The following is a 26745-nucleotide window of genomic DNA, read 5'->3' as shown; positions in this document are numbered from 1 at the left end:
GGGCTGGCGGGATGTCAGGTCTGTGGAGCTGGCGTAAGACTGCTGGGCGTACCCACGTCCCTTGCCGTTAATTCGGGGCAGCTGCTGTCTGGGAAGCAGAAAGCTCAACCCGCGAGGGAAGAAACTCCCGGCTTCAGCTGGGGGAGAAGTCAAGACAGGGCGCCCTCGGGGTCGTACTCGTAGATCCAGCCGTTCTCCCTGAGCGGGTCGGCCTGTGAGTAGCGCAGGTCGCGCGCCCGCTGCTCGGGGCCGTCCGGCAGGTGGTTGATGTGTGACCTGCCGTGCGACACCTCCTGCAGACGTGCCGTGCGGCGTCGGCGCAGTTCCTCGTAGCGGCTCAGCGCGGCGATCGGATGGTCCGGGTCGGCCGCGAGGCAGAGGGACAGGACGGCGCCGTCCTCGATCGCCTGGGCGGCGCCCTGGGCGAAGAACGGGAACATCGGGTGGGCCGCGTCGCCGAGCAGCGTCGCGTTGCCGAGGCTCCAGCGGTCGAGGGGCTCGCGGTCCAGCAGCGCCCAGCGCCCCGGGGTCTCGGCGGCCCTGATCAGGTCCACCAGGCGGGAGTCCCAGCCGGCGAACTCGCCGAGCAGTTCCTCGACCGTCGCGGTGGCCGTCCACGACTCGACGCTGTTGGTTCCGGCCGGGGCGAAGGCGACGAGGTTGATGTGGTCGTCGCCGGAGACCGGGTAGTGCACGAGGTGGTGGTCCGGGCCGATCCAGAGGGTCTGGGCGTGCCGCCTGGCGAACTCGGGTGCCTTGTGGGCCGGTACCAGCGCCCGGAAGGCGCAGATGCCCGACTCCCTCGCCTCGGTCGGGCCGACGACGGCGCCGCGCACGCGGGAGTGCACCCCGTCGGCGCCGATGAGGATGTCCGGGCGGACCGTCTCGCCGTCCTCGAACCGGAGAACGGCCTGGTCGCCTTCGAAGTCGACCGAGACGCAGCGCCTGCCGAGGTGGATCGACTGCTCGGGCACGGCCGACCTCAGCGCGTCCAGCAGGTCGGCGCGGTGGGCGGTGTAGGTGTGCTCGCCGTACAGGCGGATGCAGCCTTCCTCCAGGTTCTCCGCGGACAGGACGACACCGTTCTCCCACCGTCGGAACTCCCAGCCGACCTCCAACCGGACCGCGCGCTTGACGAACCGGTCCAGGACCCCGAGGCGTCGCAGCAGGCGGGCCGCGTTGGGCGCGATCACCAGGCCGGCGCCGACTTCGGTCAGGGCGGCAGCCTGTTCGTAGACATCACTGTCGAAGCCCTTGTCGCGCAGGAAGGCCGCGGCGGCGAGGCCCCCGATACCGCCACCGAGGATCGCGATCTTGGGGCCGTCTTGTGTGCTCATCATGCTCCTAGAGTTCGGCACGCCGCCCATTGGAAGAATCACCTCATCCGTTCAATGAACAGAGGAGGTAGAGTGACCCGGGTCAAGAACGACGAAGGAGAGGCACATGCCTCGCGCCAACGAGCCCGGACGGACCGTCAGTTCCCGGCTGTGGGACCTGCTGTTCGCCTTCGACCCCGACCACACCGAGCTGAGCCTCGCCGACCTGGTCAGGCGGACCGGGATGCCGCACGCCACCGCGCGGCGCCTCACGCTCGAACTCGTGGAGGCCGGCGCGCTGGAGCGCACCAGCGACAACCGGTTCGCCATCGGCCTGCGGCTGTGGCGTCTCGGCACGCTCGCACCGCGCGCCGAGACGCTCCGCAGCGCCGCCCAGCCCTTCGTGGAGGACCTGTACACGGCTCTGCGCCAGCATGTGCAGCTGGCCGTCCTCCAGGGCGACCAGGCCGTGATCATCGAACGGCTCTCGGCGGTCAACGCAGTCGGTCTCACCTCGCAGGTCGGCGGCCACCTGCCCCTGCACTGCTCGGGTGTCGGCAAGGTGCTGCTGAGCCACAGCAGTCCGGAGTTCATCGACGAGGTGCTGGCGGGCAGACTGCGACGCTTCACGGCGAAGACGATCGTGGACCCGGCCGAGCTCCGTCGCGAACTGGCGTCCTGTCGCTCGACCGGAACGGTGGTCGTCAAAGAGGAGTTGAGCGAGGGCGCCGAGTCCGTCGCGACGCGCATCGTCGACGGGCGCGGCAAGGTCGTCGCGGCGCTGTCCGTCGTGGTCGCCGCCGGCTCGATCAAGCTGCAGGCGGCCGTGCCGTCACTGGTCGCGAGCGGGCTCGGGCTGTCCAGAAGTCTCGGCTGGCGGCCGGGCATCCCTATCCGCACCTCGTGACCTCGCGCGTGGCGGGGAAACCGGCGCGTCATGCCGCGGGCTGCCGCCGGGAGAGCTGCATGTGCCCGAGCCGCCAGCCCTCGTCGGTCGCGAACCACACCCGGGTGACCACGGCCTGCACCAGGAACGGGGGGAGGTCGGGCACGCGCCGGATGCGCATCTTCTGAAAGCACGTCACCACGGCCCGCCCCCCGCCCTCCCGGCACGTCACCTCACTCGTCTCGGCCTCGAGGGTGGCTCCCATCGACGCGTTGTAGGTGAGAAAGCGCTCGCGGTCGTGGACGTTCCCGGCCGGCCCGTGGACGATCACGCAGTCGGGCAGCATGAGCACACGCTGCTGCTCGTCCCCTTCCGTGATCGCGACGAGCCACGCCGCCTCCGCCCGGGCAACCGTGTCCAGCCCGCGGACCGCGTCCGTACCGCCCGGCGCTGTTCGTGTGGTGGTCATGCTCCAACTCCTGTCTCGTCATGCGTGGTACGGCGTCGCCCGCCGCGTTGCTGCTCCCGAGGAGGAGTCGCGGCGGGCACCCCGGCGTTCCCGGCCGGCCGGCTGCCTCGGTCCGGCGCGGCCGGTTCGTCGATCAGTCGTCGAGGGTGTGCGGATCGTCGTCGAGATGGGTCTCCCCCAAACCACCGCGCCCGCCCACGAGGGTGAGTGCGGCCGCCACGAGAGCGGCCACACCGCCGAGCACATAGGCGTGGGAGTAACTGTGGCTGAGGGCGTGGAACGCGACGTCCTTGAGCGGGTTGAACGGGATGACCTGACCGTCCGGCGAAGTGACGGTGGCCGGTACCGAGTTGGCGCCGAGCGGTCCCGAGGCCACGGCGTGCACCGCCGCTTCGAGCTGCGGGCTCCTGTCCGCGGGAGCATGGGCGGGAGCGGCCTGGAACGCCGCGTACGCCTTGCTCAGGCCAGGGTTGCCGGCCACCTCGCGGGCCATCTCCTTGGCGGCCTGGCCGAGCGCGACGGCGCCCGCGATCGCGGGGCCGAAGGCGAACCCGAGGTCCCGGAAGGTGCTGGTGGCGCCACTCGCCATGCCGGCGAGGTGGTTGGGCAGCGAATTGACCGCGACCGCGCTCATGGCGGCGAAGGCGAGTCCCGAGCCGACACCGGCGAGGATGAGCGGTCCGACGATGGAGCCCAGCGCCCGGTCGCTCGCCGGAACCCCGGCGAACCACAGTCCGCCGACGCCGATGAGACCCAGGCCGGCGAAGAGCACCCACCGGGGGTTGTAGCGCTCCAGAAGCTTGGATGTGAGGGGCAGCAGGACGAAGCCGATGCCTCCGAAGAAGAGGTAGGCGATGGAGCTCTTCAGCGGGCTGAATCCCTGGACGGTGGTGAGGCGGATGCTGGTGGAGTACATGATCGCGAGGAAGCCGAACATGCCGACCAGGGTGACCACGGAGTTCACGGCGAACGCCCGGTTCCTGAACGCGCTCAGGAGAAGCAGCGGCTGGGCGACACGGCCCTCGGCGAAGACGAACAGGGCGAGGAAGACGCCCGCGGCGATGAACGCCATGACGATCTGCGGGCTCCCCCAGCCGCTCTCGGGGCCCTGGATCACTGCGTACAGCAGGGCGAACAGTCCTACCGCGGCGGTGATCTGGCCCGGCCAGTCGAGGGAACGGCCCTCGGGCGCGGCGGAGTTCTGGGCGAGGGCCAGCGACAGGAGCACGCTGACCGCCGCGATGACGAGAACACCGACATAGGCCCAGCGCCAGTTCCCGTTCCCGTCCCAGCCGGTGTGGATCTTGGCGGCCACGCCGGCGAGCAGCGGGCCGAGGAAGCCGCCGATCGACAGCGCTGCGGCCCAGACCGCCACGCCACGCGCCCGGGTGGCGGTGGTGTGCGTGCCGGCCGCCACCATGGCGAGGCTCGTGGGGAAGATGGCCGCGGCCCCGATGCCGCTGAGGAGTTGACCGATGATCAGCAGTGTCACCCGGGTGTCCGTCGACGACCCCGCACCCGGCACCAGAACCGCGACCGCGGAGCCCACGACGACGAGGGCGGCGCCACCGACGAGCAGACGCTTGCGCCCGAAGAGGTCGCCGAACACGCCGAATCCCAGCTCCAGCGCGGCGACGGGGATGAAGAAGGCGTCGACGATCCAGGTCAGCTGCGCCGAGGACGGTGCGAGATCCTGCTGGATCAGGCCGGTGATGAGCGAGGGGACGGAAAGGGCCATCTGCGAGAGGCACACGGCGAGCACCACCGCGGCCAGCGTGCCTGGCCGCAGGGTGTATCTGGCGCTCTCTCCGCTTGCCTCGGCGGGTGAATCGATCTGGACCATGGATGACTCCTTGCGCGTGCGGCGCGCTGCTGTGGGAACCGGCGTTCGCCGCCGGACCTTGCTGCGGTGCTTGTGTTCGGCCATGCGGCAACCACTGCCGAACCGCCCCGGGGGCCTGCGCGGACCTGACTCCGCGTGGCTCTGCGACCAACCCTGCTTCAGGTCACCCGACGTGCTGACCGGGGTGCTGAGCAGCGCCAAGGTAGGAAGTGACCCCCGTCACGCTCAATGGACATGTTCGTTGGACGAACAACCCGCAGCGGTACGGCTGCTCAGCGGCGTGTGCTGCCGCCGTCCACGACAACGATCTGCCCCGTGATGAAGGCGGCGTCGTCGGAGGCGAGGAACGCCACGACGCCCGAGACGTCCTGGGGCATCTCTACGCGCTTGATGTCCTGGATGTGGACGGCCTGTTCGAAGAAGGCCTCGTCGGTGTTCTCCACGGCCGCGGCGGTCCGCACCAACCCCGCGGCCACGCCGTTGACGGTGATGTCATGAACGGCGAGGTTGGCGGCCAGGACGGAGGTGAGACCGTTGAGCGCGCCCTTGGCGGAGATGTAGGAGACGAAGGCAGGGGGCGCGGTCCAGTAACTCGACGAGGTGATGTTGATGATCCGCCCCGATCCGGATCTCTTCAGGTCCGGCAGGAAGGCCTTGGAGGCCAGGAAGGGGCCGTCGACGTTGACGGCGAAGGTGCGTCGCCAATCTTCGTACGTCACAAGGTCGAGATCCGCCGGCAGAACCACGGCCGCGTTGTTCACCAGGATGTCGGGGAAGCCGAGTTCACCGCGTACCCTCGCGGCGAATCCGGTGATCGCCTCCTCGTCCGAGACGTCGACCTTGTCGCTGAAGAACCGCCGGCCCGTCGCCCTGACCAGTTCCCGCGTCTCGTCCGCCGGACTGACGTCCGCGACCGCGATGTCCGCTCCCTCGGCCGCGAGCCTCCGGGCGATCTCCTGCCCGATACCCGTACTGCCGCCGGTCACAACGGCGGTCCTGCCCGCAAGTCGTCCTGCCATGGCTCATGTCTCCTTGGTCGGCGTTCGAAGACAGGCTTCTGTGCCGAAGCGACCGACGCGTGCGGGTTGTTCGTTCAATGAACACGCGCCCACGGCGTCGAGCGCCGTACCGACCTGGTTCTGCGCCGGGCTGGAGCTGACCGGTCAGGAGCCGCCGCGCGACCCCTCCCCGGGGAGCGCCGCCACCGCCCGGGCGATCTCCTGCCGGAGCCGGTCCATGCCGAAGTCGGGGCCCAGCACCATGCGCCGCAGCTGCGGCATGGCGACGCTCCAGCTCGCCAGGGCGAGGGTGAAGAACACGCGGGTCCGGGCGTCGTCCTCCTCATCACCGGCCGCCTGCGCGGCGGTTACCTTGTCGCCGTAGTGCGCGGTGCGCTCCTCCTCGGCGGGGACCGGCCCGTCGCCGATCTCCAGGGCCTCCCACATCACCAGGCGAAGGGCCTCGGGGTGGGTGCGGTGGTATTCGAAGAGCCGCTCCGCATACCCGGGCAGGTCCTCGGACGGGGGGACGGCCTCGGCCAGTTCGGCGAGGCGGCGCTCCAGGACGACGGCGAAGAGCTTCCTCTTGTCGCCGAAGTAGTCATAGATCGCGCGCTTGTTGGCCCGGGCGGCGGCGGCGATGCGGTCGACGCGGGCGCCGGCGACACCGTGCGCCGCGAACTCGGCGGTCGCCGCCGCGATGATGCGCTCCTTGGTCGCCGCTGAGTCATACGCCATGCCGTCATGGTAACGAACCGGTTCGTTTGACCCTCGTGAGGAGGGCGTGCGACGCTGGGTGCCGGATAACCGAACCAACCAGTTCGTTCGATAGTTCTCGTCCCCCACACGGCACGTCCGCACGTCGACAGGAGCACTCGGTCGTCATGCCCGGCACTACATCCACCGCGTCCCCCGCGCCGACCTCCCTCGGCCGCGGGTTGCCCCTCGTCATGGCGCTGGCCTGCGGTGTCACCGTGGCCAACGCCTACTTCCCGCAGGCCATCACCCCCCTCATCGCGCGGAGTCTCGACGTCTCCGACGGCACGGCCACGACCCTCGCCACGCTGACCCAGCTCGGCTACGCCATCGGCATCTTCCTGCTCGTCCCGCTCGGGGACCGCCTCCCCCGCCGACCCCTGATCACCGTGCTGCTCGCGGTGACCAGCGCGGCGTTGCTGACAGCGGGGCTCGCCCCCCGAATCGGGCTGCTGCTCGCCGCGGGCACCCTGGTCGGCCTGGCCACCGTGGTGCCACAGATCCTGCTTCCCATGGCGGCCGGGCTCGTCGCACCCGCGCAGCGCGGCCGCGTGATCGGCACCCTGCAGGCCGGACTGATCGGCGGCATCCTGCTCGCCCGCGCCTTCGGCGGAGTTCTCGGAGAGCACCTGGGCTGGCGGGCCCCGTATCTGGTCGCCGCCGTGCTGACCGCGCTGCTCGCCGCGGTGCTCGGCACCGCCCTGCCCACGACCGTCCCTGCCGTCCGCGACAGCTACGGCGCTCTTCTCACCGACACCCTGCGTCTGCTGCGCATCGAGAAGGAACTGCGCAGGTCCGTGCTCTTCCAAGTCACCGTCTTCGGCGGCTTCAGCGCCGCCTGGACCGCGGTCGCGCTGCTGATCACCGGACCGCGCTACGACATGGGCACCCAGGCCGTGGGCGTGCTCGCCCTCGTCGGCGCGGGCAGCATGTTCCTCGCCCCCTCCGCCGGGAAGTGGGTGGACCGCTACGGGCCCGACCGCGTCAATCTGTGGTGTGTCGCGGCTGGACTCGCCGCGGCGGGCGTGCTGACGGCCGGCGCGCTCGGCGGCATCGCCGGGATCGTGGCCCTCGCCGCCGGACTGCTGCTGATCGACGTGGCGGTGCAGTGCGGACAGGTCGCCAACCAGGCCCGCATCTTCGCCCTGCGCCCGGAGATCCACAGCCGTCTCAACACCGGCTACATGACCTGCTCGTTCCTCGGCGCGAGCGCCGGATCCTGGCTCGGCACCCGCGCCTACACCCACCTCGGCTGGTGGGCGGTCTGCGCACTCATCGCACTCGCCGTCGCCTCGGCCCTGGTGACGTACGTCGTCGCGGACGGCGGGCGCCGTGTCACCGGGGCCGGGGAGCAGGACGCCGGCGAGTCGGCGGCAGCGGCCCGAACCCGGTGAGCGGCGGTGTCCGACACCGCATGCGATCGGTCATGAACACCGCATGTGATCGGTCATGAAACGGCGGTGTAGTCGTAGAAGCCTGCGCCGCTCTTGCGGCCCAGACGGCCCGCCGCGACCATGCGGCGCAGCAGTGTCGGCGGGGCGTAGAGGGGCTCTTTGAACTCCTCGTACATCGATTCCGCGACGGCCTGTGCGGTGTCCAGGCCGATGAGGTCGAGCAGGCGCAGTGGTCCCATGGGGTGGGCACAGCCGAGTTCCATGCCGCGGTCGATGTCCTCGGCGCCGGCGGAACCTGACTCGACCATGCGCACGGCGGCGAGGAGGTAGGGCACCAGGAGGGCGTTGACCACGAATCCGGAGCGGTCGGTGGCCTCGACGACCTCTTTTCGCAGGTGCTCGGAGGCGAAGGCCCGGGTCCGCAGCAGTGTGTCGGGGCTCGTGGTCAGAGCGGGGATGATCTCCACGAGTCTCTGCACCGGTACGGGGTTGAAGAAGTGCATGCCGATGACCTGCTCGGGGCGTTCGGTGCGGACGGCGAGGTCGACGATGGGGATCGACGAGGTGTTGCTCGCGAGGATCGCCTGGGGGTCGGTGACGACTCGGTCGAGCGTTTCGAAAACGCCCGTCTTGATGGCGCGGTTCTCGGCGACGGCCTCGATGACGAATTGGCGGTCGGCCAGGGCGTCGAGGTCGTCGGCGAAGGTGAGCCGGGAGAGGGCGGCGTCCCGCGCGGCTTCGGTGAGCTTGCCGCGGCGCAGTCCGTGGTCGAGGGAGGCCACGACCCTTCGGCGGCCGGCGTCGGCGGCCTCCTGGGACGACTCGGCGACCAGGACGTCGAGGCCGCCGAGGGCGGCGACCTGGGCGATGCCGGAGCCCATGAGACCGCAGCCGACGACGCCGAGGCGAGTGATGGTTTCCATGTGAGGGTCCTTGGGGGTGGGTGAGGTGCCGGCCATCGCGGTCACGAGTCGGCGGCTGCGCCCTGGAGGGACTGCCGGTAGGGCTTCAGCGCTCGGCGGGCGATGGCGAAGCGGTGGGTCTCGGACGGGCCGTCGTAGATACGGAAGGGGCGTACGTCGCGAAGGAGGCGGGCCAGCGGGGCGTCCGCGGCGGAGATGCCGAGGGCTCCGCAGATCTGCACCGCGCGGTCGACCACGCGGTTGACGGCCTCCGCCACGAAGGTCTTGGACACCGAGGTCAGCTGCGTGGCGGCCGCGGAGCCGGTGTCCAGCTCCCAGGCGGTGCGCAGGATGAGGGCGCGGCAGGCTTCGATGTCGATCTCGGAGTCCGCCAGCATCTGCTGCACCATGCCGAGGTCGCCGAGCACCGAGCCGAACGCCGTCCGGCTCCCGGCCCGCTCCAGGGCGGTGTCCTGGGCCCGGCGGGCGGCGCCGAGCCAGCGCATGCAGTGGGTCATACGGGCGGGGCCGAGCCGGACCTGGGCGCCGGCGAAGCCCTGGTCCACCGCGCCGAGCACATGGTCGTCGCCGACCACGCATCCGTCGAAGACGATCTCGCCGTGTCCGGCGAAGAAGCCTTCGTCCAGCGTCTGGATGTCACGGACCAGCTGCATGCCGGGGGTGCCGGCGTCGACCAGGAACATGGTGGCGCCGCCGGTGTCGCCGGGGCTGCCGGAGGTGCGCGCCATGACGATGGTGAAGCCGGCTCCGTTCGCCCCGGTGATGAACCACTTGCGTCCGTCGATGCGCCATCCGCCGGGCACCCGGGTCGCGGTGGTCCGCAGGGACCGGGGGTCGGCGCCGGCGCCGGGGGCCGGTTCGGTCATGGCGAAGCAGGAGCGCGTCTCGCCGCTCGCGAGGGGACGCAGATAGCGTTGCTTCTGCTGTTCGGTGGCGATCTTCTCCAGCAGGTGCATGTTGCCCTCGTCCGGAGCGGCGCAGTTCAGTGCCAGCGGACCGAGCAGGGAGTACCCGGCCGCTTCGAACACCGCTGCCTGTCCGCGCAGGTCGAGTCCGTGGCCGCCCCAGCGGCTGGGCACGTGCGGGGCGAACACGCCTGCCTCGCGGGCGCCTTTCTGCAGGCTCTGACGCAGGGACTCGGGGGCGTCGTGGACGGATCCGCCGCATGCGCGCTCGGCCGGGATCACCTCCTCGCGGACGAACTCGGTGGTTCTCTCGGTGAGTCGGGTGACGACCGGGTCGGGATCGAACTGGATCGGCACGGTTCCTCCCGCCGACGGGCGATCGGGCACCGGCGCCCGTCGCGACCTAGAAACTGTACAACGTCTCCAGTATCTTGCCCGAGTGATCCGAGCGACACACCCGGCGACGAGGGGAGACGACCGTCATGAGCACTGAGCCGGTCCGGGTGGTCCGCCACCCCGACGGAGTGGTGGAGTTGAGACTTGAGGACGCCGGCCGGGGCAACGCCCTGGACCTGCGCACGGCCCGGGCACTGCGGGACGCGAGCGCCGAGGTCGCCGCGGCTCCGGGCGGCGCCGTGCTGCTGCGGTCGTCGGGCAGCACCTTCTGCGTGGGGGGCGACCTGCACGCCTTCGCCGGCCGGGGCGCGGACACCGGTGGCTACGTGCACGCCGTCGCGACCGCCGCGCACGCCGCCATGGTGACCCTGTACGAGCTGCCGGTGCCGGTCGTGACAGCCGTGCGCGGTGCCGTCGCGGGGGGCGGGATCGGCCTCGCCCTCGTCGGTGACCTGGTCCTGGCCGCGCAGTCGGCGCGGTTCCGACTGGCCTACACCGCCATCGGCCTGAGCCCGGACTGCGGGGCGTCCTGGCTGCTGCCGCGCCTGGCAGGCCCCCGGCTGGCGGCGGACCTGATCCTGACCAACCGGGTCCTGACCGGCGAGGACGCCGAACGCCACGGGCTGGCCACCCGGGCGGTGGCGGACGAGGAACTGGACGAGGCCGCTCAGCGCTGCGCCGCCGAACTGGCCGCGGGGGCGGACCAGGCGCTGCGCACCGCGAAGCGACTGCTGCGCGGCGACACCGGCGACGAACTGCGCCGCCATCTCGCCGAGGAGGCGCGGCTGATCGCCGCCCTGGCGGACGGCGAGGATGCCCAGGCCCGCATGGGCGCGTTCCTGGCGGCCCGGGTGCGGACGAAAGCCCCGTCCGGGCCGAGGGAGCCGGAAAGTGTTTCTTGACACCCCCTTCACTAACCAGCCTGCCGGAGCGTAACCTCCGGGCAACACGGAACCGAGGAAAAGGTGTGGCGATGCAACCTGCTGCCGTGGACGGGACGGACGCTCTCGACGAGATCCTCACCGAAGCCGTTGTCGACCTGGTCCTGCGCGGCATGTGGCGGGGCAGGCCCGAGTCCGACCACAGCCCTCTGACCGAGGCCGGACTGGCCATGGTGAAAGGCCCCGTGGTCCTGCCGACCGAGCGGGCCAAGACGATCGCCGCACGGACCCTTCGGGTGCCCGCGGGGTCCGAGCAGGAGGAGCGGATCACCGCGGCCTACCGGGCCTTCCTGCCGGTCAACCGCCGGATCCGTGAGGTGTGCACGGCGTGGCAGTGCCGCCCCGACGGCACCGCCAACGACCACACCGACAGCGTCTACGACGCCGGGGTGCGCGAGGCGCTGGAGGACGTGCACGAGGACATCCAGCCCGTGCTGCGCAGGCTCGAGTCCGTGCTCGCGGGCAGCGGCCGCTACCTGACCGACCTGGAGGACGCCCTCGACCGCTTCGACGACGGCGCCATGGAGTGGCTCGCCTCGCCGCTGTGCGACTCGTACCACACCGTGTGGATGCGGCTGCATCAGGAACTGCTGCTGGTCCTCGGGATCAGCCGGGCCGAGGACGAGGCCCTGGAGGAAGAACTGGTCGCGGGGAGCCGGGATTGAGCATCACCGAACGCCCGGCCGGCTCCCCCGCCCAGGCGCATCCCTCCGGCCACAGCCTGGTGCCGTACGGCCAGGGCCGCAGCCGCGGACTCGACGCCACCGGCCTGGGCACGCACGGCCTGGCCATGGACCGGCTGGTGACGCTCGGGCTCCCGGTGGTGCCGGGACTGACCGTGCCGGCCGAGTCGGCCGCGTCGCTGGGCGAGCCAGGGACCGCACGGGCCGCCGTCGAACTCGTGGAGCAGCTGTCGGGGCGGCAGGTCGGCGATCTTGGCAGACCGCTGCTGCTGCGTCTGTCGGCGAGCGCGCCGAGCGAGGTCGCGGGGCTGCCCCCGGACCTCGCGGGGATCGGTCTCACCCCGACCGGCGCCGACGGACTGTGCGCGGTCATCGGCCGGAAGGAGGCGTTGTACGACGTGTGGGCCTCCACCGTGAGCATGATCGCCGAGTACGCCCTCGACGTCCCCGGCCACACGCTCGACGACGCCCGGCTCGACGCCGACGGCCCCCAGGCCCGCGTCGACGCGCTGCTGACGGCGGCCGCCCGGCACGGGGCACGGCCCTACCCCGACGATCCGGCCGAGCAACTCGCCCTGGCCGCACGGGCGATGCTGGCCCGATGGGCTGCGCCCCGGGCCAGGCGGTCCCGCAAGGCCCAGGGACTGCCCGCGGACCTCGGCATCGCCCTGCACGTCCAGGCGCTGCGCATCGGCCCCTGGGACCGCTCCGGCTACGGCACCGCGGACAGCCGGGACGCCGACACCGGCCGCTTCGCGACCCGGGGCTCCTTCTTCCGCGGGGTACGCCGCAGCGCACCGCCCCCGCACCCGGGCGAACCGCTGGAAGAACTGGGCGCCGGCCGGGCGCTCCTGGAGCACGCCCTGCTCACCCTCGAACGCCATCTGCACGCCGCGGTCCGCGTCGACTTCGAACTGCGCGACGGCGAGGTCGCGCTGCTGTCCGCCTCGGCCGTCGGCCGCCCCCCGCTGCGCGCCGCGGTGTGCCTCGCCGCGGACCTGGCCGCGGAAGGCGCACTGGACCGGGAGGCGGCCGTACAGCGCGTCACCCCCGCCCAGGTGCAGGAACTGCTGCACCCCCGGCTCAAGCCGGCCGCGGGGGACGAACCTCTCGTCCGCGGTCTGCCCGCCTCTCCGGGAGCCGCGTCCGGCCCGATCGCCCTGTCCAGCGAGCGCGCCCTCGAACTGGCCGGCTCGGGCACGCCCGCCGTCCTGGTGGCCCACGAGACCACCCCCGCCGACGTCCCCGGCATGCTGGCCGCGGCCGCGGTCCTCACCGGCAGCGGCGGCATCGCCTCACACGCCGCCGTGGTGGCGCGCGGCGCCGGCACACCGGCCGTCTGCGGCGCCGAGGGACTGCGGGTGGACCCGGCCGCCGGCACCGTGCGCATCGGCGACCGGGTGTTCACCGAGGGCGATCCGGTCTCCCTCGACGGCCGCACCGGCGCCGTGTACGCCGGGCGCCTCCCGGTCACCGCGGCAGGCCCACCACCGGAACTGTCCACCCTCCTCACCTGGGCGGACGGCGTACGCCGGCTGGGCGTTCGCGCCAACGCCGACACGGCCGCGGAGGTGGACACCGCCGTCGCCCTGGGCGCCGAGGGGGTCGGCCTGTGCCGCACCGAGCACCAGTTCCTGGGCGAACGCCTCCCCCTGATCCGACGGGTGCTCCTGGCCGCCGACGGCTCCGCCCGCGACGAGGCACTGCGCGCCCTGGAACAGGCACAGCACGAGGACTTCCGGTCACTGCTGTCCGCCGTCGGCGACCGGCCGGTGACCGTACGGCTGCTGGACGCCCCGCTGCACGAGTTCCTGCCCGCGCCGGGCGAGGCCGGTGACACCGAGGCCGAGCACCGGGCCGCCGCGCTGCGCGAGGCCAATCCCATGCTCGGGCTGCGCGGAGTGCGCCTGGCCCTGCTGCACGAACGGCTGTACCCGGCGCAGGCCGAGGCCCTCTTCGCCGCCTGGGTGGATGTCGCCGCCACCGGGGTGCGGCCCGCGCTGGAAGTCATGATTCCGCTCGTCAGCCTGCCGGAGGAACTGGCCGCGGCGGCGACGTACGTACGCGGCGCGGCCGACACGGTCGCCGAACGCACCGGTGTCCGGGTCCCCTACCGGCTCGGCACCATGATCGAGACTCCCCGGGCCGCGCTGCTGGCCGCCGAACTCGCCGAGCACGCCGAGTTCTTCTCCTTCGGCACCAATGACCTGACCCAGCTCACCTACGGCTTCTCCCGCGACGACGTCGAACGCCAGGTACTCGGCACCTACCAGGCACGCGGGCTGCTGAACGCCAGCCCCTTCGCCCGGCTCGACCCGCACGGCGTGGGCGCCCTCATCCGCCTCGCCGCCGAACGGGCCCGCGGCACCCGCCCCGACATCAAGCTGGGCGTGTGCGGTGAGCACGGCGGGGATCCCGAGTCGATCGACCTCTGCGACGACCTGGGCCTCGACTACGTCTCCTGCTCCGCGCACCGGGTACCGGTCGCCCGTATGGCGGCCGCCCACAGTGCCCTGCGCGAGCGCCACGACGACAGCGGGAGCACACCGTGACGACCACCATGACCGACAGCACGGCCCTGTCCCCGGCAGAGCTGGACGACCTGCGCGAGACCGTCCGCGCGGTGTGCGCGGACGCCGGCGGCACCGCAGCGGTGCGCCGGATGTCCGAACGCGCTCCCGGCATCGACGCCGGGCTGTGGCACACCCTCGGCCGCCAGGTCGGCCTGGCCGCCCTCGGCCTGCCCGAGTCGGCCGGAGGCATCGGCGGCCTCGCCGAGATCGCCGTGGTCTGCGAGGAACTGGGCAGGACGCTCACCCCGGTACCTCTGCTGTCGTCCACCGTGCTGGCCGGACAGGTACTGGCAGGCTGCGGCACCGCCGGCTCCGCACTGGCGCACCTGGCCGAGGGCAAGGTGCACGGCCTGGCGGTGGCGGCCCCCGACGGCACATGGCGGCCCGACAGCGTGCCGGTGGCCGTCGCCTCCTCGCACGGCAGCGTGCCGGTGCTGGAGGGCACCGCGCCCTTCGTCCTGGACGGCGCCGACGCCGAGACACTGGTCGTCGCCGCCACGGGCACCGACGGCGTGGACCTCTTCCTCGTCGACCCGCGCGAGCCCGGGGTGACGGTGCGCCGGGTACCCACGCTGGACCTCAGCCGAGGGCAGGCCGTCATCACCTTCACGGGTGCGCGGGCCCGCGCACTGACCGCCGGCGGGGAGGGCGCGGATGTCGTCACCCGCGCACTGGACGTGGCCCTGGTGGCCCTGGCCGCAGAGCAACTGGGCGGCGCCCAGGCCGCGTTGGACATGACGGTGGCACACGTACAGAACCGCACCCAGTTCGGCAGATCCATCGGCAGCTTCCAGGCGGTCAAGCACGCCTGCGCCGACATGCTGCTGCAGGTGGAGTCCGCCCGGTCGGCCGTGGTGCGCGCGGTCCGCGCCGCGGCGGCGCCCGACGCGCTCGCCGAGGCGGCCGCGGTCGCCCAGGCCTGGTGCGGCGAGGCGTTCGTGCACGTGGCCGCCGAATGCGTGCAGCTGCACGGAGGCATGGGCTTCACCTGGGAGCACGACGCGCATCTGTACTTCCGGCGCGCCCAGTCCGACGCCGTCCTCTTCGGTGGCGCCGCACACCACCGGGAACGACTCGCGCACCTGCTCGGCTGGTGACACGGAAGGCAGGACCGGATGACCACCAGACTCATCGACGACACCCTGTTCGACAGCGCCGATCCCCCGCGTCTCGCCGGCGCGCGCTGCTCCCCCTGCGGCACCGTCGTCTTCCCCCGGCAGGACTCGTGCCCCAGGTGTTCGCACACACCCATGACCCCGCACGTCCTGCCGGAGAGCGGCGAGCTGTGGTCGTGGACGCTGCAGGCGTTCCCGCCGAAGCCGCCCTACCGGCCGCCGTCGAGCGGCTGGGAGCCGTACCACGTCGGCTATGTGGACCTCGGCGAGGTGCTGGTGGAGGCCCGGCTCGCGATGCCCCGCACGGAGATACGCATCGGGCGACGCGTCCGGCTCACCACAGTGCCCGCGTATCAGGACGAGAACGGCAACCAAGTGCTGACCTTCGCCTTCGCACTCGACCAGGAAGGCCCCTGATGACAACGACCGACGAGGTCTACGTCGTCGGCTGCGGCATGCACCCCTTCGGCCGTGACGAGAAAGTCACCGGGATGGACATGGCCGAGCGGGCGGTGCGCGAGGCACTGGCCGACGCCGGCGTCGCCTGGGAGGACATCGGCTACGCGGCGGGCGGCTCCGACGTGTCCGGGAAACCCGACACCCTGGTGGCCCGGCTGGGGCTGACCGGACTGCCGTTCGTCAATGTGCAGAACGGCTGCGCGACCGGAGCGTCGACCGTGCTCTCGGTCGCCAACGCCCTCCGGGCGGGAGAAGCCGCACTCGGTCTGGCGGTCGGCTTCGACAAGCACGAGCGGGGAGCGTTCAACGCCTCGCCGGCCCGCTACGGGCTGGGTGACTGGTACGCCGAGAGCGGCATGATGCTGACGACGCAGTTCTTCGCCCTGAAGACCCAGCGGTATCTGCACGAGTACGGCATGTCGGAGCGGACGCTGGCGAGGGTGGCCGAGCGGGCCTTCCGCAACGGCTCGCGGCATCCCATGGCCTGGCGGCGCAAGCCGCTCACGGAACAGGAGATCCTGGACTCCGCGGAGGTCAGCCCGCCGCTCACGCAGTACATGTTCTGCTCGCCCGGGCAGGGCGCGGTGGCACTCGTGCTGGCCCTCGGTGACCGCGCCTTCGACCTGTGCGAACGGCCGGTCAGACTCGCGGGCCTGGCCCTGCGGACCCGGCGGTTCGGCTCCTTCGAGGTCTTCTCCCCCTGGCTGCCGCCGGGGCCGCACCGCAGCCCCAGCGTCGATGCCTCCGAGGCGGTCTTCCGCCGGGCGGGAGTGTCTCCGGCGGATGTGCGGGTGGCGCAGGTGCAGGACACCGACAGCGGCTCGGAGATGATCCACCTGGCCGAGACCGGGCTGTGCGCGCACGGCGAACAGGAGGCGTTGCTGGCCGCTGGCGAGACGGATCCCACGGGACGGCTGCCGGTGAACACCGACGGCGGCTGCCTGGCCGGCGGGGAGCCCGTGGGCGCGTCGGGACTGCGCCAGTTCCACGAGGTCGTACGGCAGTTGCAGGGCCGTGCGCCGGGAGCGCAGGTGCCGGGCGGGCCGCGGGTGGGCTTCACGCATGTGTACGGGGCGCCGGGAATCAGCGCCTGCTCGGTGCTGACGGTGTGAGCGGCCGGCCGCGCTGCTCAGCCCTGCGTCACGGCGCTCTGGTCCGCGGCGACGATCCGCAGGGCGGTCGACCTGACCGCTTGCTGCACGGCGCGCTGCGGCAGCCCTGCCAGCGGACCGCCTTCCGCGCGCAGCGCCGTGACCAGCATCGTGGTGCTGATGAGGGTGCGGACCGCCAGGGCCTGCGCGGCGTGCCGGGACCGGGCCGCGCGGGCGCTGCGCGTGGTCGCCTCGGGCAGGTAGTCGTAGGCACGCTGGATGTGCCGCTGCTCGAACTCGTCGCGCAGTGCCTTGACGTTGCCGTTGGCGGAGGCGATCTGGACCTGGAACAGCCGGGCCTCGTCGGGGTTGCTCTCCACCCAGTCCCACACGGCGTCGATGACGCGCACCAGCCCCTTGGCGTCGCCCGGTTCGGTGTCCGGGCGGGCCTCCTCCACCACGGCGTTCAGCTGGTCGAAGACCCGGCGCATGGACAGTTCGAGGAGTTCTTCCTTGCCGTCGAAGTGGTAGTAGACGGCCGTGGGCACGACCTGGGCCTCGTCGGCGATGTCCTGGACGCTGGTCTCGGCGAAGCCCTTGGAGCCGAAGACACGCACCGCGGCGCCGATGATGTGCTGTCGCCGCGAGGGCCGGTGGGCCGGCTGCTTGCCATGGGGCGTGGTGGCCATGTGTGCTCCCTTGCGGCGTCCGAGTCCGGTGGTGGATGCGTCCGGCGTACTGACCATGCTATCCAGTAACTCCGCGGCGTCGGTGCCGTAAATCCTGATACCACAGGGGCGCTGGGGAAGAGGTCTTGGGCATACTTGACACCATGACGACTTCCGGAACCCGCGCCGCTCACCGCCCGTCGCGTCGGCAGTGGGTGATCGAGGCTGCCACGGAGCTGTTCGCCACCCAGCCGCCGGACGAGGTGACGGTGGCCGACATCGCCGCGCGGGCGGAGATGACGTCCGCGGCGGTGTACTACCACTTCTCCTCCAAGGACCAGGTCCTGGTGGAGGGGATGCGGGTGTTCGCCGCCGCCCTGCGCGAACAGCTGGAGTCGCTCACCGAGGTGCACGCTTCCGGTACGGGCATCGGCACGGAGGTCACCTCGTTGCTGGCGTGGCTGGGCGAGCACCGGTCGGCCGCCACCGTCTTCTTCGTCTCCTCGGCCGGGATGAGCCAGGAGGCGGAAGTGCTGCGCCACGAGATCCGTACGCAGCTGCTGGAGGAACTGGTGCGGCTGGTGCGCAAGGACCGCGAGCCCGTGACCGACGCGGAGGCGGCGGTGACCGGGCTCGCGCTGCTGGCTCTGCTGGAGAACGCCGCGATCTCCCAGATCCGGGGGGACGAGGTCTACCGGGCGCTCGGGCACCGGTCGTTCACCGAGGAGGTCAACCGCCTCTCCGAACGGATCACCGCGGTCGAGGGCTGATCGGCGCGGCGCGCTCACCTCACACCAGCAGACGCAGCGGTGTGCGCAACAGGGCCTCCAGGGTGCGCAGGTACTCGGCGGCGGGGGCCCCGTCGACGGCGCGGTGGTCGAAGGTCAGGCTGAGGGTGAGCACCCGTGTCCGCCGCGGCTGGTCGTCGACCCACTCGACGCCGTCCTTGAGCCGGCCCACACCGAGGATGGCGACGTTGCCGGGGTTGATCACGGGGGTGAAGAAGTCGATGCCGTAGCCGCCGAGCGAGGTGACGGTGAAGGTGGCTCCTTCCAGCTGGGCGGGGGAGATCCGTCCCGCCCGGGCGGCGTCGGCCAGCTGCCTCGACCGGCGGGCGATCTCGGGCAGCGGCAGGTCGGCGGCGTCCTCGATCACCGGGACGAGCAGGCCGCCTTCGACGGCCACGGCGAAGCCGAGGTGGATGTCCTCGTGGAGGTGGACGGCGTCCTCCCGCACCCCCGCGTTGAGCAGCGGGTGCTCGCGCAGGGCCAGTGCGGCCGCCTTCAGCAGGAAGTCGTTGAGGCTGGGCACCGGCAGATCGCTGTCGGCCCACTCCTTCTTGAGCTGCTCGCGCAGGGTCACGACGGCGTCCATCCGCACCTCGTACCCGTGCGTCAGCTGCGCCATCTCCTGCAGGCTGGCGTGCATCCGGCGGGCGATGGTGCCGCGCATACCGGTCAGCGGGAGAACGTCACCGGGCCGCGGCGCGGTCGCCGGGCCGCGGGAGGTCCGGGGCACCGGGGCGGCCGCCGGGGCCGTGGCGTCCAGGTCGGCCCGGCGGATCCGGCCGCCCGCGCCGCTGCCGCGTACGCCGGCCAGGTCGATGCCGCGTTCCTTCGCCAGTCGCCGCACGAGGGGCGAGACGGGGATGACCTGCTCCTCGATCAGGGAGGCCGGGGCCTGTCGGCTCGCCTCGGCGGCGAGGAAGTCCTCCACGTCCTCGGAGACGATCCGGCCGCCGGGCCCGGTGCCGCGCAGGCAGCTCAGGTCGACGCGGGCCTCAGCCGCCACCCGCCGGGCGTTGGGCGAGGACAGGATCCGAGTCCCGTCGCGCGTGGCCGTGCCGTTGACGGTGGGAGCCGCGGCGGGTGCGGCCTGGGAAGTGGTCCCAGCCACGGCGGGCTCGGACGCGTCGCCGGGAACCGGTGGCCGCTCGCCGTCGGCCAGCAGCCAGCCGATGAGCGCTCCGGCCGGGACGGTCGTACCGGCGGGGACCACGGGATGGAACACACCCTGCCCCTCCGCCTCGACGTCGACGTCGACCTTGTCGGTGGCCAGCCGCAGCAGCGCGTCGCCCTCGGAGACGAAGGCGCCGGCCGGCACCAGCCACTCGTCGATGGTGCCGTCCTGCATGGTCAGACCGATCTTCGGCAGCAGAACCTCGACCGCCACGTCGTCACGACCTTTCCAGCAGCCGACGGCAGCCCTGCGCGATGCGGGCCGCGTCGGGTACGTAGGCCTGCTCCAGGACGGGCGAGAACGGCACCGGGGAGAACGGCGCGCCGATGCGCAGGACCGGGGCGTCCAGGTGGTCGAAGGCGGCGTCCTGGATCTGGGCGGCGATCTCCGCGCCGAGCCCGCCGAAGGTGACGGCCTCGTGCACCACCAGCACCCGGTTGGTACGCCGGGCCGAAGCGATCATGGTCTCGGTGTCCAGGGGCTGCACCGTGCGCGGGTCGATGACCTCGGCCTCGATGCCCTCGGCGGCCAGTTCCTCGGCCGCAGTGAGGGCCTCTCCGACCATGCGGCCGAGGGCGATGACGGTGACGTCGGTGCCCGTCCGCGCGGTGTGCGCCCGGCCCAGCGGGACGGCGTAGATCTCCTCGGGCACCTCGCTCCTGCTGCCCAGCAGGACCTTGTTGAGCATGATGACGACCGGGTTGTCGTCGCGGATGGCCGAGACGGTCAGGCCCTTGGCCGTGTAGGCGTCGCTGGGCATCACGACCTTGAGGCCGGGTACGTGGGCGAGCCAGGCCTCGAGGCTCTGGCTGTGCTGGGCGGCGGCGCCGAGGCCGGCGCCGGAGGCCGTGGTGATGGTCAGCGGCACCGAGACGGCGCCGCCGAACATGTACTTCATCTTGGCGGCCTGGTTGACGATCTGGTCCAGGCAGACGCCGATGAAGTCCATGAACATCAGGTCGACCACGGGGCGCAGGCCCCGGGCGGCCGCGCCCACGCCCAGGCCGACGAGGGCGGCCTCGGAGATCGGGGTGTCGATCATGCGGCGGGGCCCGAACTCGTCCAGCAGGTTGTCGAACATGCGGAAGACGCCGCCGTATCCGGCCACGTCCTCTCCGGCGACGAAGACGGTGTCGTCCTCGCGCATGGCCTGGGCCAGGCCCTCGTTGAAGGCCTTGACGTAGGTGAGGGTGCGGGCCGTGCTGTTGGGGGCGACGGCGGGTGCTTCGGTGATGGCGGTCATGTCGGTCACCCCGAGTAGACGTTGAGCAGCAGGTCGGCGGTGTCGGGCAGGGGGCTGGCCTCGGCGTGGGCGATGGCCTCGGCGATCTCCTCGCGCGTGCGCCGCCATACCTCGTCCAGCTCCGCACGGGTGGCAGCGCCGTCGGCGACGGCGCGGGCCTCGAGCAGGTCGATCGGGTCGCGGGCCTTCCACTCCTCGACCTCCTCCTGCGAGCGGTAGGGGTGACGCAGTCCCTTGACGCCCTGGTGGTCGTAGTAGCGGTAGGTCTTGGCCTCGATCATCATCGGGCCCTCGCCGGCCCTGGCGCGGGCGACCGCCTCGACGGCGGCGGCGTGGACGGCGACCGCGTCCATGCCGTCGACGATCACACTGGGCATGCCGTAGGCCGCCGCCCGGTCGGCGACATCGGTGAGGAGCATGTGCTTGGACTGCGGGGTGAACTCCGCGTAGCCGTTGTTCTCGCAGACGAACAGGACCGGCAGGCGCAGTACGGCGGCCATGTTGGCGGCCTCGTGGAAGGAGCCGATGTTGGTGGCGCCGTCGCCGAAGAAGGTGACGGCGATGCTGTCCTCGCCCTTGTAGCGGGCGGCGAAGGCGGCACCGACGGCGATCGGGATGCCGGCGCCGACGATGCCGTTGGCGCCGAGCATGCCGAGCGTGACGTCGTTGATGTGCATGCTGCCGCCGCGGCCGAGGCAGGCGCCGGTGACGCGGCCGTACAGTTCGGCGTACATCTGCTGGAAGCTCACGCCCTTGGCCACGGCGTGTCCGTGTCCGCGGTGGGTGGAGGTGATCTGGTCGTCGTCGCGCAGCGCCGCCATCACTCCGGCGGCCACCGCCTCCTGGCCGACGTAGAGGTGCAGGAAACCCGGGAGCTTGCCCGCCTCCATGAGTTTTCCGGCCTCCGTCTCGAACAGCCGGATACGGATCATGCGTTCGTGCAGGTCGCGTACGACCTGCACGGGAATCTCATCAAGCGCCGTCGTGGCCTGCTCGTGCGGTGGTGTGTACGCCATCGTCCGCCCCTTCGTCCCGAGGGAGGTGTCCCGCCGAGGGACTTTCTTGCACCGGTCTACAGTAACCAGCAGAGCGCACCTTACTGAAGAGGTTGTCTAATTACTATGGGCAGTCCACCAACTCGACGACATTGCCCTCCGGGTCCGCCCAGAAGCTGATCCGCCGCCCGCGCGCCCCCACCACGACCGGCCGGGACAGCGGCCGGGCGCCTGCGGACGGCAGGGCGGCGACGACGGGATCCATGTCGTCGAGGTGGAAGGTGACGTACGCCAGGCCGCGGCGCGCGGCGAGAGGCTCGGCCACCGGCCCGGGCACGGCGGCGATCTGAGGGTGAATCAGCTTGATCCGGCCCCCCGACGGCACCTGGAGCCAGACGACCGTGAGCTGCCCGCCCAGCCCGGCGGCCCCCGCGATCTCCCGGGGGACGACCGAGCGGTGCACCGCCGGGCAGCCGAGCGCCTCACCGTAGAAGCGCTCCATCAGCGCCAGGTCCGCCACGACGATCCCGACCTCGAACGGCCGGGTCATCGACGCAGGCAACTCCATCGGCCATCACCTCAAGCTGCAGCCGGTCACCAGAAAGGTCAGGGGTCTCTGGTGCCTCACCGGACACCGAGAGCGAGGTGAGGCCGGGGCCACCCACCTGCTTCTTCCCTACTTACTATTGACAGACAACACTAAGCCCTGTTGTTTTGTCGCTCACAGCCCAGCTGTCGCAACCGGAGCCGTTCCCCAGCTCTCGGCTGGGAGGATTGTGAGGACACCGTGGTCCCGACCAGTTCACTGCAGTCCCAGGAAACGGCTGATCAGCGTCAGCCGCCCCGGGCCCCTGAATACTCCTCATGGATCAGCCAGGACCGGTCCACCGACGCCTCTTCCGTGGCGATGCGGCAGGATGCGGCCCGCCTGGTCGACCGCGTGGTCGAGCACTACCGCGCCGGCACGACCCACGAGGTCGCGGACCAGTGGACCGAACCCGTCGCGCACTACCTCGACGCGAGCCGCTGGCAGCGCGAGACGGACGCCGTCCACCGCGGCGTTCCGCTGCCGCTCGCCATGTCGAGCGAGCTTCCCGGCCCGAACACCTACAAGGCGATCGACGTGCTCGGCGTCCCGGTCCTGATCACCCGCGACCGGCAGGGCACGGTGCACGCGATGATCAACGCCTGCCGGCACCGCGGGGCCAAGCTCCTCGAACCCGGCTGCGGGGTGTCGAAACGGCTCACCTGCCCCTACCACTCCTGGTCCTACGACCTGGGCGGAGAGCTGCGGGGCGTGTACGCCGAGAAGACCTTCGGCGACGTGCCCCGCGAAGGGCGCGGCCTGGTGCGGCTGCCGGCCGGGGAACGCGCCGGCATCGTCTTCGTCTCGCTGGATCCGGCCGCCGAGCACGACCTCGACGACTGGCTGGGCGATCTGCTCCCGCTTCTGGAGGGGCTGCGCCTGGCGGAGTGCCACCACTACGCGACCCGGGAACTGACCAGCCCCAACTGGAAGGTCACCCTGGACGGCTACCTGGAGACGTACCACTTCGCCTCACTGCACCCGAAGACCGTCTTCGAGACCAACCTCTCCAACATGATGGCGCACGACACCTGGGGGCCGCACCAGCGGATCGCGCCGGCCCTGCGGCCCATCGCCCAGGCGGCGGACCTTCCGCCCGAGCAGCGGGACCCCGGTGACTGCGTCGGCCCCATCTACTGGCTCTTCCCCGGGCTCGCGATCGCCGGCGGCTGGCGCCAGAAGATCGCCGTCTCCCTCGTGCTCCCCCGCACGGCCACCGAATCGGTGACCCAGCAGATCATCCTGCTGCGCGAACCGGCCGTCACCGAGGAGGAGCGCGAGGCCGCCGACCGGTTCGGCGAGTGGTTCCACGAGGTGGTCCGCGACGAGGACTACGCGACGACGTACGGAGTCCAGCAGGGCCTCGAGGCTCTTGCCGCAGCCGGAACCGACTTCGTCTTCGGGCGCAACGAGCCCGGCCTCCAGCACTTCCACCGCACCATCCACGCGCACCTGGAAACCGCAGCACGAGCCGCCAGGTGACGAACCCTCACCCTCAACATACGCAGGAGAACACCATGGTGGCTACGGGCAGCCTCGACGGACGTGTCGCGGTGATCACAGGCAGCACGCGCAGCATCGGGCGCGCCATCGCCGAGGCATTCCTCGCCGACGGCGCCACGGTCGTCGTCAGCGGCCGCAACGAGGTCAAGGGCAAGCAGGCGCTGGAGGAGATGGACGCCGGGGACCGGGCCGTCTTCCGCGCCTGCGACGCCAGCAGTCAGCAGGACATCGAGGGCCTCGCCGACTTCGCCGCCGAGAGGTTCGGACGGCTCGACATCTGGGTCAACAACGCGGGCGGCACACAGGGCTTCGCACCCGTGCACGAGCTCAGCGACGAGGCCTGGGACCACGCCCTCGCCTTCAACCTCAACGCCTACTTCTACGGCACCCGCCGGGCCCTGCCGAAGATGCTCGAGCACGGCTGGGGCCGCATCATCAACATCTCCTCCGTGGAGGGCAAGCAGGCCAACAAGCCCGCCATCAGCCACTACATCACCAACAAGCACGCCATCCACGGCCTGACCAAGGCGACCGCCTTCGAGTACGGCACCCAGGGCATCACCTGCAACGCCATCTGCCCCGGAGCCGTGGACACCGACCTCATGCGGGCCGCCGGCCCCGCGGCGGCCGAGGCCGAGGGCATCAGCTACGAGGAGTGGCTCGGCCGGTTCGCCGAGCACGCCGCCACCAAGAAGATCACCACGGTGGAACAGATCGCCGCGGTCGCCTCCCTCCTCGCCGGCGACGCCGGCGCGGGCATCACCGGCGCGCTGATCAGCGTCGACGGGGGAACGGCGCAGTGGTAGGCGCGGGACGGGCAGGGACAGGCGCGGGCACGGACGGCGGGAGACGTCGGGCATGAAGAGCTGGATCACGGACTGGCAGCGCAGCGAGCGGCTGCCGCACTACACCCGCGCCAACGCGGGCGAGACCCTTCCGGAACCGGCCAGCCCCCTGGGCTGGACCCTGGTGTGGGGGCCGGGTCTGCAGGGCTGGCGCAAGGGCTTCGTCGGCTTCGGCATCTACCGCGAGGAGGAGGTGGCCGGTCCCCGGCCGCCCTTCGTCGGGATGTTCGGCGGCTACTTCTACCTCAACCTCTCCCACATGCGGCTGTTCGGCATCCGCATGGGCCAGACGGCGGACCAGATCGACGCGGCCTTCGTCGGCCAGCGCTCCGACACCCCCGTGTACGTGGCGCACCCCGAGGACGAGGACGCGGAGCTGACCGCCAAGGCGGGCGCGACGCTCCAGCGGATGCTGGGGCAGTCGAACTTCCCGGAGGCCGACGCCGACCGGGAACGGCTGCGCCTGCTGCGCCGCGAACGACCCGACCTGAGCGAGCTGTCCGACGGTCAACTGGTCGCGCACGCCCGCTCGTTGCTGGGCGAGGTGGAGACGACGTATCAGCGGCACGTCGAGTCCTCCCTGCCCGCCTCCGTCGGGCCGGCGATCCTCGGCCCGCTGTGCGCGAGCGTGGACCGCCCCGACGCCATGCTCGACCTCATCGGCGGTCTCGGCGACGTCGACTCCGCCTCCCCCTCCGACGGACTGTGGACGCTGTCGCGCCAGGTGGCGAACTCCCCGGAGCTGACCGCCCTGTTCGACCGGGGCGCGGCCGCGGTGGAGGAGGCGCTCGACGGAGCGGACGGGGACGTGAAGGCCTTCCGCGACTCGTTCGAGGAGTTCCTGGCCGCCTCCGGCGACCGAGGCCCCAACGAATGGGACATCCACGCCCTGTCGTGGGAGGCCGCGCCCGTCCAGGCACTGGCCCTGGTCGACCGGATCCGGCACAGCCCCGACGACGACTCCCCGGCCGCCCGCAGGCAGCGCCTGACCGAGCGGCGGGAGCAGACGGCGCGGCAGGTCCGGGCGCTGCTTCCCGAGGACGCGCAAGGCATGTTCGACGCCGGACTGCACGCGTCCAAGGTGTGGATCCCGGCCCGTGAGCGCACCAAGGCGAACTGTGTGACCGTCGTCAACGAGATCCGGATGACGGTGCGCGAACTCGGCCGCCGCGGCGTCGAAGCCGGACGCTTCGCACAGCCCGAGGACGTGATGATGCTGCTCGACAGCGAGCTGGACGACTACGTCACCGCCCCGGAGGTCTTCACCCCCGTCATCGCGCAGCGACTCGAGGAGTACGCGCGGCTGCACGAGCTGGAACCACCGTTCTTCGTCGCCGACGACCCCCGGACCGAGATCGACACCTGGCCGCGGCGCGCCGAGGAGAAGACCGCGGCGGCCGTCGAGGGCGATGTCCTCAGCGGCGTGGGCGGCAGCCACGGCACCTACACCGGCACGGTGCGCGTGGTCAGCGACCCGGCCTCCTGCGAGGCACTGGAGCCCGGGGAGGTGCTGGTCGCGCCGATCACCGACGCGGCATGGACCCCGCTGTTCCTCGTCGCCGGGGCGGCCGTCGTGGACGTGGGCGCCCTCAACAGCCACGCCGTCGTGGTCTGCCGCGAACTGGGCATCCCCGCCGTGATCTCCGTCGAGGGCGGCACCCGGCGGCTGCGCGACGGAATGGTCATCACGGTCGACGGCGACAAGGGCACCGTCACCGTGGACAGCGTTCCGGCGGCGCTCGGCAGCTGACCAGCACGGGCCGGGCCCGGCGCTCCCGCAGGACGGGGGCGCCGGGCCCGCCGGCAGGAAAGGGGAGCACGGCACATGACAGGGCAGATCATCGTCTCCGGGTGGATGGACTACGAGCCCGCGGACCGGGACACGATGCTGGGCCATCTCGTCGAACTGGGCCACCGTACGCGTGCGGCGGAACCCGGCTGCCTCGACTACGCGATGACCGCCGACCCCGCGGACAAGCGGCGCATCCGGGTGTACGAGCGGTGGACCTCCCAGCAGGCGCTCGACGAGCACTTCACCACCGCGCACATCAAGGAGTTCCGGGCGGCCTCGTCCGGGCTCGTCCGCGTGGGCGTCAGTCTCCAGGTCCACCAGGTGTCCGCCTCGCGCGACATGCGCTGAGGCCCAGCACCGGCGACAAGGGGCGGGGCGGCGCGGGGGGGGGCCGGCGGCCCCGCCC

25 protein-coding genes are annotated in these 26745 nt (G+C 71.8%); 13 read left to right on the top strand and 12 right to left on the bottom strand.

Annotation, left to right across the window (positions count from 1 at the left end; all coding sequences use genetic code 11):
* Nucleotides 1-149 precede the first annotated feature (149 nt).
* The gene (locus ACWCQ1_RS47985) at nucleotides 150-1340 is read right to left on the bottom strand and encodes an FAD-dependent monooxygenase (protein WP_358604185.1); all 1191 of its coding nucleotides are present in this window, start codon (nucleotides 1338-1340) and stop codon (nucleotides 150-152) included.
* 103 nt (nucleotides 1341-1443) lie between these two features.
* On the opposite strand from ACWCQ1_RS47985, the gene ACWCQ1_RS47980 reads away from it, so the two are divergent.
* Nucleotides 1444-2223: an IclR family transcriptional regulator gene (locus tag ACWCQ1_RS47980; protein ID WP_358604188.1), complete on the top strand. Its 780-nt coding sequence runs from the start codon at nucleotides 1444-1446 to the stop codon at nucleotides 2221-2223.
* A 28-nt stretch (nucleotides 2224-2251) separates the two neighbouring features.
* Here ACWCQ1_RS47980 and ACWCQ1_RS47975 read toward each other — a convergent pair whose 3' ends face one another.
* From ACWCQ1_RS47975 to ACWCQ1_RS47960, 4 genes are all read right to left on the bottom strand, one after another.
* Nucleotides 2252-2671: a nuclear transport factor 2 family protein gene (locus ACWCQ1_RS47975; protein WP_358604191.1), complete on the bottom strand. Its 420-nt coding sequence runs from the start codon at nucleotides 2669-2671 to the stop codon at nucleotides 2252-2254.
* A 133-nt stretch (nucleotides 2672-2804) separates the two neighbouring features.
* Complete coding sequence (locus ACWCQ1_RS47970; RefSeq protein WP_451029604.1) at nucleotides 2805-4514, bottom strand: MFS transporter; 1710 nt, start codon at nucleotides 4512-4514, stop codon at nucleotides 2805-2807.
* A gap of 272 nt (nucleotides 4515-4786) precedes the next feature.
* Nucleotides 4787-5533 (bottom strand): SDR family NAD(P)-dependent oxidoreductase, encoded by a 747-nt coding sequence (locus ACWCQ1_RS47965; protein WP_451029603.1) that lies wholly within the window; start codon nucleotides 5531-5533, stop codon nucleotides 4787-4789.
* 144 nt (nucleotides 5534-5677) lie between these two features.
* The gene (locus ACWCQ1_RS47960) at nucleotides 5678-6250 is read right to left on the bottom strand and encodes a TetR family transcriptional regulator (protein WP_451029602.1); all 573 of its coding nucleotides are present in this window, start codon (nucleotides 6248-6250) and stop codon (nucleotides 5678-5680) included.
* 146 nt (nucleotides 6251-6396) lie between these two features.
* On the opposite strand from ACWCQ1_RS47960, the gene ACWCQ1_RS47955 reads away from it, so the two are divergent.
* Nucleotides 6397-7662, top strand: a complete 1266-nt coding sequence (locus ACWCQ1_RS47955; protein WP_358604203.1) for an MFS transporter — start codon at nucleotides 6397-6399, stop codon at nucleotides 7660-7662.
* 53 nt (nucleotides 7663-7715) lie between these two features.
* On the opposite strand, the gene ACWCQ1_RS47950 is transcribed toward ACWCQ1_RS47955, so the two are convergent.
* Both ACWCQ1_RS47950 and ACWCQ1_RS47945 read right to left on the bottom strand, forming a co-directional pair.
* Entirely contained in the window at nucleotides 7716-8585 is an 870-nt protein-coding gene (locus tag ACWCQ1_RS47950; RefSeq protein ID WP_133047064.1) for a 3-hydroxybutyryl-CoA dehydrogenase, read from the bottom strand.
* A 41-nt stretch (nucleotides 8586-8626) separates the two neighbouring features.
* A complete protein-coding gene (locus ACWCQ1_RS47945; RefSeq protein ID WP_358604206.1) occupies nucleotides 8627-9847 on the bottom strand; it encodes an acyl-CoA dehydrogenase family protein in 1221 nt (406 codons plus the stop codon).
* A gap of 125 nt (nucleotides 9848-9972) precedes the next feature.
* Between ACWCQ1_RS47945 and ACWCQ1_RS47940 the strand changes: the two genes are divergently transcribed.
* The 6 genes from ACWCQ1_RS47940 to ACWCQ1_RS47915 all read left to right on the top strand — a co-directional run bounded on the left by ACWCQ1_RS47940 (nucleotide 9973) and on the right by ACWCQ1_RS47915 (nucleotide 16769).
* Nucleotides 9973-10788: an enoyl-CoA hydratase/isomerase family protein gene (locus ACWCQ1_RS47940; protein ID WP_451029601.1), complete on the top strand. Its 816-nt coding sequence runs from the start codon at nucleotides 9973-9975 to the stop codon at nucleotides 10786-10788.
* Between the two features lie 71 nt (nucleotides 10789-10859).
* Nucleotides 10860-11492: a hypothetical protein gene (locus ACWCQ1_RS47935; protein ID WP_358604212.1), complete on the top strand. Its 633-nt coding sequence runs from the start codon at nucleotides 10860-10862 to the stop codon at nucleotides 11490-11492.
* Nucleotides 11489-14062 (top strand): putative PEP-binding protein, encoded by a 2574-nt coding sequence (locus ACWCQ1_RS47930; protein ID WP_451029600.1) that lies wholly within the window; start codon nucleotides 11489-11491, stop codon nucleotides 14060-14062. Before ACWCQ1_RS47935 ends, ACWCQ1_RS47930 begins: the two co-directional genes overlap by 4 nt.
* The gene (locus ACWCQ1_RS47925) at nucleotides 14059-15180 is read left to right on the top strand and encodes an acyl-CoA dehydrogenase family protein (RefSeq protein ID WP_451029599.1); all 1122 of its coding nucleotides are present in this window, start codon (nucleotides 14059-14061) and stop codon (nucleotides 15178-15180) included. Before ACWCQ1_RS47930 ends, ACWCQ1_RS47925 begins: the two co-directional genes overlap by 4 nt.
* Nucleotides 15181-15198: 18 nt before the next feature.
* Nucleotides 15199-15615 (top strand): Zn-ribbon domain-containing OB-fold protein, encoded by a 417-nt coding sequence (locus tag ACWCQ1_RS47920; RefSeq protein ID WP_133047069.1) that lies wholly within the window; start codon nucleotides 15199-15201, stop codon nucleotides 15613-15615.
* The gene (locus ACWCQ1_RS47915; RefSeq protein ID WP_451029598.1) at nucleotides 15615-16769 is read left to right on the top strand and encodes a thiolase family protein; all 1155 of its coding nucleotides are present in this window, start codon (nucleotides 15615-15617) and stop codon (nucleotides 16767-16769) included. Before ACWCQ1_RS47920 ends, ACWCQ1_RS47915 begins: the two co-directional genes overlap by 1 nt.
* A 17-nt stretch (nucleotides 16770-16786) precedes the next feature.
* Here the strand turns inward: ACWCQ1_RS47915 and ACWCQ1_RS47910 are convergent, their stop codons facing one another.
* A complete protein-coding gene (locus ACWCQ1_RS47910) occupies nucleotides 16787-17437 on the bottom strand; it encodes a TetR/AcrR family transcriptional regulator (RefSeq protein ID WP_133047071.1) in 651 nt (216 codons plus the stop codon).
* A gap of 143 nt (nucleotides 17438-17580) precedes the next feature.
* Here ACWCQ1_RS47910 and ACWCQ1_RS47905 point away from each other — a divergent pair, with 143 nt between their 5' ends.
* The gene (locus ACWCQ1_RS47905; protein WP_133047072.1) at nucleotides 17581-18186 is read left to right on the top strand and encodes a TetR/AcrR family transcriptional regulator; all 606 of its coding nucleotides are present in this window, start codon (nucleotides 17581-17583) and stop codon (nucleotides 18184-18186) included.
* A 19-nt stretch (nucleotides 18187-18205) separates the two neighbouring features.
* Here the strand turns inward: ACWCQ1_RS47905 and ACWCQ1_RS47900 are convergent, their stop codons facing one another.
* From ACWCQ1_RS47900 to ACWCQ1_RS47885, 4 genes are all read right to left on the bottom strand, one after another.
* Nucleotides 18206-19588, bottom strand: a complete 1383-nt coding sequence (locus tag ACWCQ1_RS47900) for a 2-oxo acid dehydrogenase subunit E2 (RefSeq protein WP_451029597.1) — start codon at nucleotides 19586-19588, stop codon at nucleotides 18206-18208.
* A 4-nt stretch (nucleotides 19589-19592) separates the two neighbouring features.
* On the bottom strand, nucleotides 19593-20618 hold the full coding sequence (locus ACWCQ1_RS47895; protein WP_133047074.1) for an alpha-ketoacid dehydrogenase subunit beta: 1026 nt from the start codon (nucleotides 20616-20618) through the stop codon (nucleotides 19593-19595).
* Between the two features lie 5 nt (nucleotides 20619-20623).
* Complete coding sequence (locus tag ACWCQ1_RS47890) at nucleotides 20624-21634, bottom strand: thiamine pyrophosphate-dependent dehydrogenase E1 component subunit alpha (RefSeq protein ID WP_358604226.1); 1011 nt, start codon at nucleotides 21632-21634, stop codon at nucleotides 20624-20626.
* Nucleotides 21635-21737: 103 nt separating this feature from the next.
* Entirely contained in the window at nucleotides 21738-22181 is a 444-nt protein-coding gene (locus ACWCQ1_RS47885; RefSeq protein ID WP_358604229.1) for a VOC family protein, read from the bottom strand.
* A gap of 339 nt (nucleotides 22182-22520) precedes the next feature.
* On the opposite strand from ACWCQ1_RS47885, the gene ACWCQ1_RS47880 reads away from it, so the two are divergent.
* The 4 genes from ACWCQ1_RS47880 to ACWCQ1_RS47865 all read left to right on the top strand — a co-directional run bounded on the left by ACWCQ1_RS47880 (nucleotide 22521) and on the right by ACWCQ1_RS47865 (nucleotide 26687).
* Nucleotides 22521-23681, top strand: coding sequence for an aromatic ring-hydroxylating oxygenase subunit alpha (locus tag ACWCQ1_RS47880; protein WP_358604243.1), 1161 nt, complete (start codon nucleotides 22521-22523; stop codon nucleotides 23679-23681).
* Nucleotides 23682-23716: 35 nt separating this feature from the next.
* Nucleotides 23717-24508 (top strand): SDR family NAD(P)-dependent oxidoreductase, encoded by a 792-nt coding sequence (locus ACWCQ1_RS47875; protein WP_358604232.1) that lies wholly within the window; start codon nucleotides 23717-23719, stop codon nucleotides 24506-24508.
* Between the two features lie 52 nt (nucleotides 24509-24560).
* On the top strand, nucleotides 24561-26297 hold the full coding sequence (locus ACWCQ1_RS47870; RefSeq protein WP_358604235.1) for a PEP-utilizing enzyme: 1737 nt from the start codon (nucleotides 24561-24563) through the stop codon (nucleotides 26295-26297).
* 75 nt (nucleotides 26298-26372) lie between these two features.
* Nucleotides 26373-26687, top strand: a complete 315-nt coding sequence (locus ACWCQ1_RS47865; RefSeq protein WP_358604237.1) for a putative quinol monooxygenase — start codon at nucleotides 26373-26375, stop codon at nucleotides 26685-26687.
* Nucleotides 26688-26745: the final 58 nt, after the last annotated feature.

The organism is Streptomyces sp. NPDC002144 (genome assembly GCF_053593695.1).
This window is presented reverse-complemented; position numbering and strand designations above follow the sequence as displayed.